The 15,076-nt window shown below is 61.1% G+C and carries 12 protein-coding genes and 1 pseudogene; 5 read left to right on the forward strand and 8 right to left on the reverse strand.

Annotated features, from left to right (window positions below; genetic code table 11):
- The first annotated feature begins 90 nt into the window (after positions 1-90).
- From PCPL58_RS30005 to PCPL58_RS21815, 4 genes and pseudogenes are all read left to right on the forward strand, one after another.
- A complete protein-coding gene (locus PCPL58_RS30005; RefSeq protein ID WP_083188463.1) occupies positions 91-804 on the forward strand; it encodes a hypothetical protein in 714 nt (237 codons plus the stop codon).
- A 172-nt stretch (positions 805-976) separates the two neighbouring features.
- A pseudogene (locus tag PCPL58_RS21805) lies at positions 977-4,095 on the forward strand (transglycosylase domain-containing protein).
- A gap of 87 nt (positions 4,096-4,182) precedes the next feature.
- The gene (locus tag PCPL58_RS21810; protein ID WP_003431287.1) at positions 4,183-4,773 is read left to right on the forward strand and encodes a PadR family transcriptional regulator; all 591 of its coding nucleotides are present in this window, start codon (positions 4,183-4,185) and stop codon (positions 4,771-4,773) included.
- Positions 4,770-5,537: a siderophore-interacting protein gene (locus PCPL58_RS21815; RefSeq protein WP_065350422.1), complete on the forward strand. Its 768-nt coding sequence runs from the start codon at positions 4,770-4,772 to the stop codon at positions 5,535-5,537. Before PCPL58_RS21810 ends, PCPL58_RS21815 begins: the two co-directional genes overlap by 4 nt.
- A gap of 15 nt (positions 5,538-5,552) precedes the next feature.
- Here the strand turns inward: PCPL58_RS21815 and PCPL58_RS21820 are convergent, their stop codons facing one another.
- The gene (locus PCPL58_RS21820) at positions 5,553-6,212 is read right to left on the reverse strand and encodes a Pr6Pr family membrane protein (RefSeq protein WP_003363659.1); all 660 of its coding nucleotides are present in this window, start codon (positions 6,210-6,212) and stop codon (positions 5,553-5,555) included.
- A gap of 52 nt (positions 6,213-6,264) precedes the next feature.
- Positions 6,265-6,492, reverse strand: a complete 228-nt coding sequence (locus PCPL58_RS21825; protein WP_003363662.1) for a VF530 family protein — start codon at positions 6,490-6,492, stop codon at positions 6,265-6,267.
- A 442-nt stretch (positions 6,493-6,934) separates the two neighbouring features.
- Between PCPL58_RS21825 and PCPL58_RS21830 the strand changes: the two genes are divergently transcribed.
- Entirely contained in the window at positions 6,935-9,367 is a 2,433-nt protein-coding gene (locus PCPL58_RS21830; protein ID WP_065350423.1) for a glucose/quinate/shikimate family membrane-bound PQQ-dependent dehydrogenase, read from the forward strand.
- Between the two features lie 198 nt (positions 9,368-9,565).
- Here PCPL58_RS21830 and PCPL58_RS21835 read toward each other — a convergent pair whose 3' ends face one another.
- From PCPL58_RS21835 to PCPL58_RS21860, 6 genes are all read right to left on the reverse strand, one after another.
- Entirely contained in the window at positions 9,566-10,762 is a 1,197-nt protein-coding gene (locus PCPL58_RS21835) for an ABC transporter substrate-binding protein (RefSeq protein ID WP_046719058.1), read from the reverse strand.
- Positions 10,759-11,766 (reverse strand): CobW family GTP-binding protein, encoded by a 1,008-nt coding sequence (locus PCPL58_RS21840; protein WP_065350424.1) that lies wholly within the window; start codon positions 11,764-11,766, stop codon positions 10,759-10,761. Before PCPL58_RS21840 ends, PCPL58_RS21835 begins: the two co-directional genes overlap by 4 nt.
- The gene (locus PCPL58_RS21845) at positions 11,763-12,062 is read right to left on the reverse strand and encodes a hypothetical protein (RefSeq protein ID WP_065350425.1); all 300 of its coding nucleotides are present in this window, start codon (positions 12,060-12,062) and stop codon (positions 11,763-11,765) included. Before PCPL58_RS21845 ends, PCPL58_RS21840 begins: the two co-directional genes overlap by 4 nt.
- 22 nt (positions 12,063-12,084) lie before the next feature.
- Positions 12,085-12,834 carry an SDR family NAD(P)-dependent oxidoreductase gene (locus tag PCPL58_RS21850; protein ID WP_065350426.1) on the reverse strand — a complete coding sequence of 250 codons (750 nt, stop codon included), beginning with the start codon at positions 12,832-12,834 and terminating at the stop codon, positions 12,085-12,087.
- A 127-nt stretch (positions 12,835-12,961) separates the two neighbouring features.
- Entirely contained in the window at positions 12,962-13,723 is a 762-nt protein-coding gene (locus PCPL58_RS21855; RefSeq protein ID WP_065350427.1) for an SDR family NAD(P)-dependent oxidoreductase, read from the reverse strand.
- A 10-nt stretch (positions 13,724-13,733) separates the two neighbouring features.
- The gene (locus PCPL58_RS21860) at positions 13,734-15,074 is read right to left on the reverse strand and encodes an MFS transporter (RefSeq protein ID WP_003363677.1); all 1,341 of its coding nucleotides are present in this window, start codon (positions 15,072-15,074) and stop codon (positions 13,734-13,736) included.
- Positions 15,075-15,076: the final 2 nt, after the last annotated feature.

Here is a 15,076-nt window from a genome sequence, read left to right on the forward strand (position 1 = left end):
AGCCTAGGAAAAACCCTACACACTTATCAGGCAAAGTTTTGCGAAGGTCTGCCGCTAGCTAGTTATCATTGACACCAAAGAGCGCTTAGCATGCATATCAACCCTTTAGCTTCTGCATCACAAAGTCAACAGCGCACTCTCTCGGGCTCGAGTTCCCTCACCTCACCTGCTGCTCCGCCAATCAAAATTCCTCAGGCGCGTGATAACGTGCGTGATCCGAACGCTGAGTTCTATACCACCGAGGAAACACCCTGGTTATCCGACTACAAAACGTCGGCGGCAGGACGGGTTATGCTGGACAGTATGTCTGAAGAGATATCGAACCTACTCCGAAGTACATACCTGGGTGACTTAACTAAAGATTTTGATAAGACCCTATGCCGTATGTACGACAATTTTCACGATTTCAAGCAGCAGCTTTTTTACCTTAATATGGAGCTGTCAAATAAGCACTTCGGCTTCACGCTGGGTTTTAATCAGGACATCCAGGTGACCGACCCAGACGATGTGCTCACCCCGGCAGAGTTCGCGTACCTGACCGAGAAGCTGAACGAACGTCAACAACTGAAGGAGGATCTGCGTGCGCACGCAAAAATTGTGATGACGTTACTCGATCACTACACGGAGAAATTCGGCAACCAGCACACACTCAACCTTGAGAATTACAGCAAGGTTATCGACTACGGGCAGGTCTTCAGCCGCAACCACATTGGCAACTTCATGGACACGATCATTTACCAGATCGAGCGCAATGCGCCGAAGCGTGAAGAAGAGCGCAAACCGTTGGTTGATCTTCACGTCTGATCAAGCCAGCGCCACTGCAGTTCATGTGTGGCTGCAGTGGGATTAGTTCATGACGCTCGTCCCCACTGCGCGCCTTCCGCCCTCGAAAACCACCAGACAATTCCCTCCCACAATCCCATCCAGCGTCTAAGCTTGGGTCAGGTGCTTTGACAGGATGACCGGACAATCGACTATGGGCGCATTTCGGCATTCCGATAGCAAGCAAGAGACGCTATCCGCTGATCGTGAGGATGATCCTCGTACGCCCAAATATCCGCGTCGCAAGCGATACGGATGGCGGGTGTTCTGGGTCGTGGTGGTGTTGGCCGGGGTTGCATTGGGCGTGGCGGTGGCCGTGGAGAGCAGAACCTCCAGGCTTCAGGCGCGCGAATTCAGCCGCTTTGCCGCGAGCCTGGGTTACTCGATGCAGCCCGGACCTAGTCATGACGTGGTGTATCCCGGTGACGGGCCGTTCGACAGGCGCCTGGGCTATTCATCCATGGATGAATTCCTGTCGCGCCTGCTCAAACGCGACTACGTGATCACGCGCCAGACCCGCTTTTCCCCGGAACTATTACGTTACGTCCGGCATGGATTTTTCGTGCCTTACGAGGAAAAGACCCAGGCTGGGCTGTCGATCACCGATTGCCGAAACGAGCCGCTGTACGAATTCAGATACCCACAGCAGTTTTACCCGACCTTTGCCGCCATTCCGCCATTGCTGGTGAACAGCCTGCTGTTCATCGAAAACCGCGACCTGCTCGATCCGCAGCAGCCCATGGCCAACCCTGCGGTGGACTGGCCACGTTTTGTCAAAGCCGCCTGGTCGCAACTGGCGAAGATGTTTGCCCTCCCCGGCCAGTCGGCTGGGGGCAGCACGCTGGCCACTCAGCTGGAAAAATACCGTCACTCCCCAGACGGGCTGACGCTGTCGGGTTCTGAAAAGCTGCGGCAGATGATTTCCGCCAGCGTTCGCGCCTATCAGCCGGGGACCGAGACACTCGCCGTGCGCCAGCGGGTGGTGCGTGACTACCTGAACAGCGTGCCGCTGTCTGCGGTGCCAGGGCATGGCGAAGTGCATGGTCTGGCTGAAGGACTGCGGGTGTGGTTCGGCGCAGACTTCGGCAAAACCAACGAGATACTGGCTTCTAATCCCGGCGATAAACAGGCACTGGCCGACAAGGCGCTGGCGCTGCGTGAAGTGCTCTCACTGGTAATCGCCCAGCGTCGTCCGTCGCACTATCTGGCCAAGGGCCGCCAGGAATTGGCAGAACTGACCGACAGCCACATTCGGTTGCTGGCCCAGGCCAACGTCATCGACCGACCGCTGGCCGATGCCGCGCTGGCAGCCCAGGTCACCTACCGCGACTGGGCCCAGCAACCGACCCTGCAGCCCATCGAAACCAACAAGGGCATCAGTGTCGCGCGCACTCGCCTGTCGAATCTGCTCAATCGCCCGCTCTACGATCTGGACCGTCTTGACTTGTCTGCCACCAGCACCCTGCATGGCGAATTGCAGCGCAGCGTCAGCCAGTACCTGCGCGACCTGGCCAACCCTGAATTTGCCGCAAAGATCGGGTTGATGGGCGAGCGCCTGTTGACCCCGGCCAGCACAACGCAGGTGCGCTACAGCTTCACGCTGTTTGAACGCGGCGTGGACGGCTCGCGGGTCAGGGTCCAGACCGACAGCACCGATCAGCCTTTCGATATCAACGAAGGCAGCAAGCTGGAGCTGGGCTCGACGGCGAAGATGCGCGTGCTGACGACGTATCTGGAGATCATCGCCGAACTGCATGGGCGCTATGCGGGCTTGAACCCTGCGCAATTGCGCAAAGTCCCTGTCGAGGAACCGGATCGGCTGACCCGCTGGGCGGTGGATTATCTGCTGCTGAACAAGGACCATGACCTGGCGAAGATGCTGTCGGCCGCACTCGACCGCACCTATTCGGCCAGCCCCGCAGAAGCGTTCTTCACCGGTGGCGGCATGCACCGTTTCAATAATTTCCGGCGCGAAGACAACGAGCGGATTCCAACCCTGCGCGAGTCGCTGCGTGAGTCGATCAACCTGCCGTTCATCCGCCTGATGCGCGATGTCGTTCGCTACAGCACCGATCAGGCGCCCAACAACAGCGCCGAGCTGCTCAAGGATGATGACAACCCACGCCGCCAGGAATACCTGGCGCAGTTTGCCGACCGCGAAGGCGCGGTATTCCTGCTGCGCTTCTGGAAACGCTACAAGGAAAAGACCACGCAGGAGCGACTCGACACCTTCCTCGACGGCATTCACCCGACGGCGATCCGTCTGGCTGCGGTGCACCGTTATCTGCTGCCGGGCGCTGATCAGGGCACATTCAACGCGTTCATCCGCGCCCACCTGGACGAGCCCAGGGCGAGCTCGAAACTTACCGACAAACGTCTTGCCGAGCTGTACAAGAGTTACGGCCCGGGCACTTATGATCTGCCCGATCAAGGCTACATCGCCCGCGTCCATCCGCTGGAACTGTGGCTGGTAGGCTACCTGCTCAAACATCCGGACGCGCAGTTCAAGGACGCAGTGGCCGCCAGCCGTTTCGAGCGTCAGGAAGTCTATGGCTGGCTGTTCAAGAGTCGCCACAAAGGCGCTCGCGACAGCCGTGTGCGGACCATGATGGAGGTCGAAGCGTTTCTGGACATCGAGCAACGCTGGCAGCGCGTGGGTTATCCGTTCGACCATCTGGTGCCTTCGCTGGCGACGGCTATCGGCAGTTCGGGAGACCGTCCGGCGGCGCTTGCCGAGCTGATCGGCATCATCCAGAACGATGGTATCCGCCTGCCTGCGGTGCGCATCGACAGTCTGCACTTTGCTGCCGATACGCCTTACGACACCCAACTGAGCATCAACCGGAGCTGGGCAAGCGTGTGTTGCCATCGGAGGTCGCAGCGGCAATGCGCGAGGCCTTGTCGCAAGTGGTGGACGGCGGCACGGCCAAACGCGTGCAAGGCACGTTCAAGATGCAAGACGGCAGTGTGCTGGCGATGGGTGGCAAGACCGGCACCGGCGACAACAGGATCGAAAGCGTCGGTGCGGGCGGGCGTATTCTCAGCTCAAGGGCAATCAACCGCACGGCGACTTTTGTGTTTTATATCGGCGACAACCACTTTGGCGCGCTGACGGCGTTTGTGCCGGGACGTGCTGCCGAGGGCTTTCGCTTCACCTCGGCGTTGCCGGTTCAGGTGCTCAAAGGCATGGCACCGATCCTGACGCCGTACCTGGAGAACCACGGACAGGCGATGTGCAACGCCCCGCTTGCCGATCCGCCCAAGGGTGTCTGACCGGCAATGACCGCTCGTCTGCCAGCTCTGTGATTACAATAAGATATATCTTAAGGTATATCTAACTTGTAACCAGAGAGCAAAAACATGCGTGAAGATAAACACCCTCCCCACCACCGTCCGCCGCATCTTCGTGAACCAGGTGAAGATCGCGACGGCTTTGAAAAACGCCCGGGCCGTGAACGCGGTGGACGTGGCCCTCGGGTTTTCGCCCCTGGCGATCTGAAATTACTGCTGTTGGCGTTGATCGCCGAACAGCCCGCCCACGGCTATGACCTGATCCGCAAGATCGAAGGTCTGTTCGAGGGTGCGTACTGCCCCAGCCCCGGCGTTATCTACCCCACCCTGACGTTTCTTGAAGAAAGCGAAATGGTGGTCGGCGATGCCCAGGCCGGCAAGAAGCTCTACACCATCACCGATGCGGGTCGCCAATCCCTGGAAGATCAGGCCGTGGCGCTGGAAGGTGTGCGCATGCGCATCGATGTCAGCAAGCGCTCACTGCGCGGCCACGATCGTCCGCCGGAAATCCACGAAGCGGTGCACAACCTGCGCCACGCGCTGCAGATGCACCATGGCCGCTGGAGCCCGGAAGAGATTTTGCGCGTCAGCGAACTGCTCAACAGCACGGCCAAGGCTGTCGTCGATGGGCCTCAACCTGCCTCGGAGGAGTCGGCATGAATTCGCCCCAGTCAATCCATCGCGTCATGCATGAAATCAAGCGTCGCAAGCTGCAGGTGGTACGGGTCACGGAACTGACACCCCTGATGCGCCGCATTACCTTGCAGGGGCCGGAGTTGGCGGGTTTCATCAGCCTGGGCACCGACGACCACGTCAAACTGTTCTTCCCGCAAACGGCAGAAGAGCAGGCCGCGCTGGAAAACCTGAACCCTGCCGGCGACAAGGACACGCCGCGCCCGCCGATGCGCGATTACACACCGCGTCGCTACGACGAAGAAACCGGGGAACTGGATATCGATTTCGTTCTGCATGGCGAAGGCCCGGCGGCCACCTGGGCCGCGCAGGCAGCGCCCGGGCAATTCCTGCACATCGCCGGGCCAAAGGGGTCGATGGTGGTGCCGGACATGTTCGACAGCTACCTGCTGATCGGCGACGAAACAGCCATTCCGGCCATCGCCCGACGCCTTGAATCGCTGCCCGCCAACCGCGCTGCGCTGGTGGTGGTCGAAGTCGCCAACCCGCAGGAACAGCAGGTGTTCGACAGTGCCGCACAGGTCGACGTGATCTGGATCGTACGCGGCGAACAGAGTCTGCTGGACGTCACGCGTCGTCTGGAGATGCCCGAGGGCAAGCTGTACGCATGGATCGCGACCGAATCTGCGCTGTCACGCAAGTTACGTCGTGTGCTGCTCGACGAGTTCGGCCTGGAAGAGGAGTTCGTCAAGGCCGCCGGTTACTGGAAGCTGGACAGCACTGAAGAATGAGCAGGACCGGGCGACTCACCGGGTACGACGAGACGCCCGTTTATCAACTGCCAGCAGCACCAATGCGATCAGCACGAAACCGAGCAGCACGCCCAGCGCGTTGATGAATGCCGCCGGGAAACCGAGCGTGCCGACATCGATGAACGGATACAGGTAATCACCGAACATGTGGCCACGCAGCAGGACATAGGCGAAGTAGACGATCGGATAGATCGCCCAGAGCACTACATGGCTCAGACGCAGCGTGCCCTTGGGCACGTACAGCCACCAATAGAGCACGAACGCCAGCGGCATTATGTCGTGCAGCAGCTCGTCGGCCACCCACTGCCAGCCTTCCGGGTGCCACAAGTGGCGCAGCAGAATGTTGTAGGCGATGCCCACCAGCGCAATACTCACCGCAATGCCACCACACACCACCGGATGCCGGAAAAACCGGTGGCCTGCCGACTGCCGTGTCGTCAGCGCGCAACTCAGGGCGACCGCTACCAGCGTATTGGTCAGTACGGTGAAAAAACTTGAAAAGCGCACCAGCCCACCCAACAGACTGGCGTGATCGGCATAACGGCCAATCAGGATCAGGTAAAGCTGAATCACCAATCCCGACCAGCCGAGACAAGCAGCCACAAGGGCGTAATAGCGCTGTCCCTGCGCAGGTTGTGGATGTTCACTGAGCATCAATCGGTATCCTTGCGTGCCGGCGTCCCTGCCGGACTGTCTGGCGGGCCTGTTACCAGCCCTTGCTGCGATGCAATTTCACATACAGCGCTTCGACCTTTTCCCGCGCCCAGGGTGTCTTGCGCAGGAAGGTCAGGCTGGACTTGATGCTCGGATCGCTCTTGAAGCAGCGAATATCGATGCGTTCGGCGAGGCCGGACCATTCGTAATGTTCGACCAGCGCCCTGAGGATCTGCTCCAGCGTGACGCCGTGCAACGGGTCGGAATTGGGTGTTGTCATGATGAGCCTTGCAACGAAATAAGAAGAGACGAACCTGAACGGATCTCTGGAGTACGCAGGTGCTTCCCGAAAGTCTGCCATTGTAAGCGCCGCGCTTTCATAAAACACCGTCGACCTGCAGCACTGTTGCCGGCGTTGCAATGATCCATGTCAGGTTTTTCGCTTTTAGAAAAATCGTTAGCGCCCTATCATTGCCGGGTTAAGGATTGAAGATTCCCCCTTCTGCAGATGTTCCTTCGGACAAAAAGCCTATGCACGAATTCGGGCGGTAATGGTCTACGACTCAACGACCGCGCCAGCCGAACGTGCAGCCGCGCTCTGCCTGACGGTTTAATTCCACCGTCGGCGATTCGTCTCAACAAGCAGCTTCAAGGAATGGCGCCAGGGCAGGCGATGCTTAAAAAAAGATTTCAATTACTTACTTCTCGCGGAGATTCGCATTATGAGCACTGACGGTGCTTCAAATAGAAATCGCCTGTTGCCGACCCTGCTCGGGCTGGTGATCCTGTTGATGGGGCTGGCCTTGCTGGTCGGTGGTGCCCGACTGCTGCAACTGGATGGCTCGTTGTATTACCTGTTGGCCGGTATCGGCTTCGCCGTGACCGGCGTGTTGCTGATCACCGGACGTGCGGCTGCGCTGGGCCTTTATGCACTGCTGCTGTTCGCGAGCACTGTATGGTCGTTGTGGGAAGTCGGCCTCGATTGGTGGCAACTGGTGCCACGCCTGGCGCTGTGGTTCGCACTGGGTATCGTATTGCTGCTGCCATGGTTCCGCAGACCGTTGCTGCGCAACGGTCCGGCACGCATGGGCACCGGTGCATTGAGCATCGCTGTGGTGCTGGCCGGCCTGACCGCGCTGGCGAGCCAGTTCACCAACCCGGGCCGTATCGAAGGCCAGCTGGACCGCGAGACGGCTGGCACGACCAACACCGCCCCAGCCATGCCTGACGGCGACTGGCAGTCCTACGGCCGCACCGCCTTCGGTGACCGTTACTCGCCGCTGGCGCAGATCACGCCGGAAAACGTCAACAAGCTGGAGCCGGCCTGGACCTATCGCACGGGTGACATTCCGGGGCCGAACGATCCGGGGGAAACGACTGCCGAGAACACCCCACTCAAGGTCAACGGCATGCTTTATGTGTGCACGCCGCACAGCCAGGTGATCGCGCTTGACCCGGATTCGGGCAAGGAAATCTGGCGCTTCGATCCGAAGCTCAGCACTCAGAACGCTGCCAACTTCAAGGGCTGGGCGCACATGACCTGCCGTGGCGTCACCTATCATGACGACGCTGCCTACGCTGCCTACGCCGCCAGCGCCCCGGCGCAAAGCCCGACGGTCCCGGCTGCTGACGGCACGGCCACTGCCAGTGCTGCCTGCCCGCGCAGAATCTTCCTGCCGACTGCCGACACCCGTTTGATCGCGCTGAACGCCGATACTGGCAAGATGTGTGAAGACTTCGGCAACAAGGGTTCGGTTGACCTGACCGCCAACATGGGCACCTTCGCTCCGGGCGGCTACTACTCCACGTCGCCACCCGCGGTCACCAAGGACCTGGTGATTATCGGTGGCCACGTCACTGACAACGTCTCCATGGACGAGCCGTCCGGCGTGATCCGCGCCTATGACGTGCACACCGGCCGTCTGGTGTGGAACTGGGACAGCGGCAATCCGGAAGAAACTGCACCGATTGCCGAAGGCAAGATCTACACCCGCAACTCGCCGAACATGTGGTCCATGTTCAGCGTCGATGAAAAGCTCGGCATGATCTACCTGCCGATGGGTAACCAGACCCCTGACCAGTGGGGCGGCGACCGTACGCCAGAGTCCGAGAAGTACAGCGCGGGCCTGGTTGCACTGGACATCGCTACCGGCCGCGTGCGCTGGGACTACCAATTCACTCACCATGACCTGTGGGACATGGACGTGGGCGGTCAGCCGACGCTGCTGGACATGAAAACCGCTGACGGCGTCAAACCCGCAGTGCTGGCGTCGACCAAGCAGGGCAGCATCTACGTGCTGGATCGCAGCACCGGCAAACCGATCGTGCCGATCAATGAAGTGCCGGTCCCGCAAGGCGCTGTCGCGGGCGATCACACCTCGCCGACCCAGCCCAAGTCCGACCTGAACTTCATGCCGCCGCCGCTCAAGGAGCGCGACATGTGGGGCGTGACGCCGTTTGACCAGATGATGTGCCGGATCGACTTCAAGTCGCTGCGCTACGATGGTCCGTTCACACCACCTTCACTGCAGGGTTCGATCGTTTATCCGGGTAACTTCGGCGTGTTCGACTGGGGCGGTATTTCCGTCGACCCGGTGCGTCAGATCGCCTTCGTCAATCCTAACTACATGGCTTTCCGTTCGAAGCTGGTACCGTCTGCCGAAGTTGAAGGCGGCCCGGGCCGCAAGAGCGAAACCGAAGGCGTACAGCCGAACAAGGGCGCGCCTTATGGTGTGATCCTGGAAGCACTGCTGTCGCCGATGGGCCTGCCTTGCCAGGCACCCGCGTGGGGTTACGTGGCGGCGGTCGACCTGACCAACCACAAGACCATCTGGATGCACAAGAACGGTACCGTGCGCGACAGCTCGCCGATCCCGCTCCCGCTGACCATGGGCGTTCCAAGCCTGGGTGGTACGTTCACCACCGCCAGCGGCCTGGCGTTCATGAGCGCTACGCTTGACCAGTACCTGCGTGCTTATGACGTGCGTAACGGCAAGCAGTTGTGGGAAGCCCGCCTGCCCGCAGGTGCGCAAACCACGCCGATGACCTACACCGGCAAGGACGGTCAGCAATACGTGCTGGTCGTTGCGGGCGGTCACGGCTCACTGGGCACCAAACAGGGTGACTACGTGATGGCGTTCAAACTGCCGAAGTGATGCGTTGCTGAGGTCAATGAACGGCGGCTACCGAGAGGTAGCCGCTTTTTTTTGTCGCCACTGAAGCCGGATCCCGGTTGATCCAGCTACCGGGCAGGGTTGCGGATCTGTGAGCTCTACCAGACGACTATCGCTCCTCACGCTCCAGCGTGGGAATGCCGTTCTGGACGCTCTGCGTCCTCTCTCCAGTGCGACTGACTAGCGTGCCTTGGCGCTGCTTTTGTCACTGGCGCGTAGGATGTCGCTCCAGCGGCGGACCAGGTAGTTGTGCTCGTTCATGACCGAATTCCACACGGCAATATGGCCCATGCGTTCTTCGTAGGAGCCGCCGTCGCGGACTTCTCCGGCGTCGATGAGCGGCAAGCCGTCGCTGCCGAGCAGTTGTTCGCGCGCAGGCAGGCCGGCGTACCAGTAATCCCATTCGGCAGCGCTGAGGTGATCGCGGCTGCGTGCCGGATTGCCGATGTAGTAGCCCTGCCGCGCCATCACTGCGCCGGGCCAGCCCGACAACCACCAGTTGAGATACGCGTACGCCGCATCCAGCACCGGCCCCTTGGCGTGGCGTGACAGGGAAAGCCCGCCAAACCAGCCGCGATAACCTTCTTTGGGCACCGCCACACGGTACTTGACCCCCGCACGGTGCAGCCTGACCAGGGTCGGTGACCAGAGGCTCTGAATGTCGATGTTCGGGCTGAGCATCAGTTCGGCGGCTTCTTCGTCGCCTGACCAGAACGCACCAAAATGCCCTTGCTGCTGTTTGCGCACCAGCACATCAGCGAGCCGATCGATTTCTTCGATGCTCATGTTGCCGATGTCCTTGAAGCTCGCCAGCCCCGCCCCCTGCACCGCCAGCGCGGCATCCAATGCGCCGATGGCCGCGTCACTCTGCAAGGCGATGCGCCCGCCCCACACCGGGTCGAGCAGCCAGCCCCAGCTTTCGTCCGCAGAGCTCAAGCCCTCCGGCAAGCGCTCGGGGCGATAGGCGAAGCTGTCGGCGTTATGGGTCAGCGGCAACATGCTGATGCGTTCGGTCACCGCGCTGCCCAGACTGCCGTCGTGCTGCACGAACAAACGCTCGCTGGGCACACTGCCGCTGCCTGGCTGGTCGGTAGGCCGCAGACGGCCCTGCTTGGGCAAGTCGTTGATTTCGTGCCACAGCGCGATGCGCCGCGTGTCGATGGGTTGAATCGCCCGGGCTGGCCAGACGAAATCAACGTTATGAAACCACTGATCGTAGAGGTCGTAGCTGTCTGGTTGCATGACCGCGATACGTTGCGCGGTTTGCACGTCATGAATCTGGTAGATCAGTTTGATCCCCAGTTCCTGCTCGGCCCGCTCACGCAAAGACTCCAGCAGGGTCACGGAGGTGCCCAGCACGCGCAAGGTGATGGTCATGCTGCCGACTCGTTGAGCGGCGGCGCGAAACTGCCAGAGAAGACTTCGAACGAACGACGCAGCAGATCGGGATCGAGACCGCGCAGGATGAACACCAGCCGCGAGGTGCGATCCTCGCCCGGCCAGGCGGCAAGATGCACCGGCGCATGCAGGCAATGCTGCACACCATGAATCACGATGGGAGCCTGATTGTCGTTCACGTTGAGCAGTCCTTTGACGCGGAGGATTCGTTCACCGTGGCATCTTAACAGCATCGACAGCCACACCCCGAAGCCGACCCAGTCCAGAGGGCGCTCGAACGTCAGGCAACAGACCTGCGCATCACCATGCCGCGCGGAAGTCGACAGCACCCGATGCAGTTGCCAGCGGGTCACTTCAGCGGCCGGTTCGTCGCTGCGCATGCCCTCGCCCAGCAGCAACTGATCGCCGCTGTGGACCTCCGCCGTATCAAGCAGTGGCGCAGAAAAATTCAGCGCTTGCAGATGCTCGCGCAGGCCATCCAGTACCGACTCATCGACCAGATCGGTTTTGCTCAACAGCAGACGATCCGCCGCCGCGACCTGCGCCAGCCATTCCGGATGCAGACGCTCTTGCAGCGTCGCGTGACAAACGTCCACCAGCGTGACAATCAGACCGATGTGAAAACGCCCGCGCAATTGCGGGTCGTTGCTCAGCGTGGTGAGAATCGGGGCCGGATCGGCCAGGCCGGTGGTCTCCAGAATCACCCGGCGAAATGCAGGAATTTCACCTCGATTACGCCGCTCCAGCAGACCGAGCAGCGCGTCTTTCAATTCACCGCGGACGGTGCAGCAGACACAGCCGCTGGGCAACAGCACGGTATCCGGTGCGACCTCTTCAACCAGCAGATGATCGATACCCACATCGCCGAATTCGTTGATCAGCAGCGCGGTGTCACCCATGTTTTCATCGGCCAGCAGGCGTTTGAGCAACGTGGTCTTGCCGCTGCCGAGGAAGCCGGTAATCACGTTCAGGGCAATACTCATGATGACCTCTGCAGATGATCGAGCAGACGTGAATCAAGCGGGTCCAGCGGCCGGCCGATCAGCAACTCGGCTTTCTGCCAGAGCTGTTCCAGCCCGGTCGCCAGTTCCTGCTTGCCGGTGGCCCCGAGCAGGAGATAGGAAACGCCTTGAAAATCTTCGACCTTCAGGCGAAACGGCGCGACCACCTTGTTGATTGCAGCAATACGCCGCAAGCGCTCACGCCGCCGGGGCAGTTCTGCAACCAGCGGATCGCTCCAGTGCACGTCTTCACCCAATAGCCCGCACAATCCACACATCAGGTGTTCTCCAGCTGTTTGCTCATGGCATGACGTCGCCGGAATTGGGGCCCAGGGTCTGACCGACGAACAGATTGCCACCTGGCTCGCTGGCCAGCAGCACCGCCACCGGGGCGACCTCCTCGGCCAGACCGAAGCGGCCCAGTGGCAACTCGGCGGCCTTGGCGGTTTTCCAGGCGCTGCTGATCCCGGCGACCAGTGGGGTTTCGATAGGGCCGGGTGCAATGGCGTTGACCAGCACGTTGTCCTTGGCGACTTCCAGCGCCAGGGATTTGCTGAAACCGATCACCCCGGCCTTGGCGGCGGCGTAATGGGTCAGTTCGGCACCGCCCTTGATGCCCAGTTGCGAAGCAACATTGATGATGCGCCCCCAGCGCTGGGCAATCATGTGCGGCAATGCCCGCTGACTGGCCACAAAGACGCTGGTCAGGTCGATGCGCAGCATGTCGTTCCACATATCGAGGGTCAGGTCGACGCAACGCGCCTGGGTCAGCATGCCCGCGTTGTTGACCAGAATGTCGATACCTCCGAACTGCTCGACACAGACATCGACGCTGGCTTGCGCGCCGTCGGTGCTGCCGACATCGGCCACGCACTCCTGAACCTGAGCGCCCAGCTGACGGCACTCTGCAGCGATCTTCGCCAGGCTGTGGGCGTCTCGATCGCCCAGCACCAGACGCGCGCCTTCAGCCGCATAGGCGCGAGCGATGGCTGCGCCGATGCCACTGCCTGCTCCGGTGATCACTGCCCGCTTTTGTTTGAGTTGCTGCATGGGTCGGGTTCCTCGGTTGGTTTGGGGATCACTGCGTATTGCTCGCGAACGCTCAGTCACTGACACGCCATTCCCAGCGTCTGTACTGAACGCTTCGCGAGCAGGCTCGCTGCCGATCCGAATCGCTCTACTCGGGCCAGCGCACGGTCAGGCCACCGTCGATCACGATGCTTTGCCCGGTCAGGTAACTGGCTTCATCGCTGCACAGAAAACGCACCAGCGCAGCGACTTCATCCGCTCTACCGACACGGCCCAGCGGGATGGCTTTGGCCGCCTGCGCCAGACCTTCCGGCCCCAGCGAGTTCTTGCTGTCCAGCGATTGCGGCGTCTCGATCAAGCCGGGAATCACCGCGTTGCAACGGATGCCCTTCGGGGCGAGCTCCACCGCCAGTGACCGGCACAGCCCTGGCACGCCGGCCTTGGCCGCTGCGTAATGGGCATGGTCCTGCCAGCCATACACACCACCGGCAATCGAGGAAATCGCCACCAGCGCCCCGCCCTCACCCATGTGCCGGACGGCGGCGCGGAAGGTACGCATCACGCCGGTCAGGTCCACGTCGAGCATCTCGTTCCAGCGCTCGTCGGTCATTTCCAGCAACGGCGCGCGGCGCAACAGCCCGGCATTGGCGACCGCGTAGTCGATGCGGCCAAACGCCTTGACTGCCTGCGCGGCCAGATCATCGACCGATTCGGTGAAGGTCACATCCAGCGGCAGCATCAGGCATTCGCCGCCCGCCTCCACCACCAGCCTGCGGGTTTCGTCCGGATCATGCGGGTCAGCCGGATAGAAACCGCCTGCCACCGCCACACCCTGGCGGGCAAACGCCACTGCCAGCGCCTGACCGATGCCGCTGGCGGCACCGGTTATCACTGCAACTTTACGCGTCATGTGCTGCTCCTCATTTCACCGTTTCAGGTCGCACGTGTTTAGCGGCGAACATCAGTGCACCCGACAGGAAGCAAGGCACTGCGCCGAAGTACAACGCCGAGGTCTGCCAGTCGCCGCCTGCGCTCAGTACCGATGTGGCGCCGAAGCCTGCGACCACAGCACCGAGCGGGCCCATGGCATGGATGATTGCGCCACCCGTGGCACGAATGCTGGTCGGGAAGCTTTCGCTGATGAAGAACAAGGCCGCCGAGTACGGGCCGATCAGGAAGAACAGCCCCAGGCTGTACAAGCCGACCACCGTCACCATGTTGCTTGGCCCGTAAAGCATGCCGGCAAACGCCAGGCCGCCGAGCATCCAGCCAAGGCCGATGACATTGCGGCGACCGATCCGGTCACCCATCCAGCCGTGACACAGGTAGCCGCAATAGCCCACCAGGTTGGACAGCACCAGAATGATCAGCGAGTTCTCGAACGAGATGTGGTGGACGCTGACGATCACCGTCGTACCCAGAACACTGAATACCTGAATGGCCGCCCAGTTGAGCAGGATCGCAGCACCGATCACCAGGGTCGCGCGGCGCGAAGAACCGCGAAAGGCCGCGCCGATACCGGCCTTGCTGTGCTCTTCGTAATCCACCCCGTAGGTCTGCGCCACGGCCTGCGCCTGACTGAGGTCGCCCTTCTTGCGCAATTGGGTGATGCGTTGATGGATCTGAAACTGCGGGCTTTCCTTGAGCTTGCGCGCCAGGATAGCGATGACGATGGCCGGAATAGCCGCAAACACGAAGCAACCCTGCCAGCCGATGACCGGCAACAGCACCGCCGTCAGACCAGCAGCGATCAGCGCACCGACCGGCCAGCCGCCCTGCACAAGGCTGTAGATGAAGCCACGGCGCTTGGTGAGTCGCGGGTCGTCGGATGCGGCGTAGATCTCGCTCAGATAGGTCGCGTTGACCGTTTCCTCTGCATAACCCAGACCGCCCAGCGAACGAATGAGGATCAGGGGCGACTTGCCCCATGCTCCGCCGATGGCCGTGAGCGCCGAGCAGATCGCCGAGCCACTCACGGTGAAAATGATACCCACGCGCCGTCCCAGGCGATCTACCAGCGGGCCGATGGCCAGAGCCACCACCGCGGTGCCGACCGCGACCCAGGTCGCGATTTCGGCCTGTTCGACCTCACTCCAGCTGAAATGCCGACCGATTTCCGGTAACAGCGTGCCAAACAGAATGAAGTCATATACCGCAAACACCCACGCGAAAAACGCAATCCATGTGGCGAACCGTACTTGCTCCGGAGTCAGTTGCTCAGGTTTCCAGCCGGTCAGGTCGAGCTTATTGTAAATGGACATGA

Origin of the sequence: Pseudomonas cerasi, assembly GCF_900074915.1 — a bacterium.
GTDB lineage: Bacteria > Pseudomonadota > Gammaproteobacteria > Pseudomonadales > Pseudomonadaceae > Aquipseudomonas > Aquipseudomonas cerasi.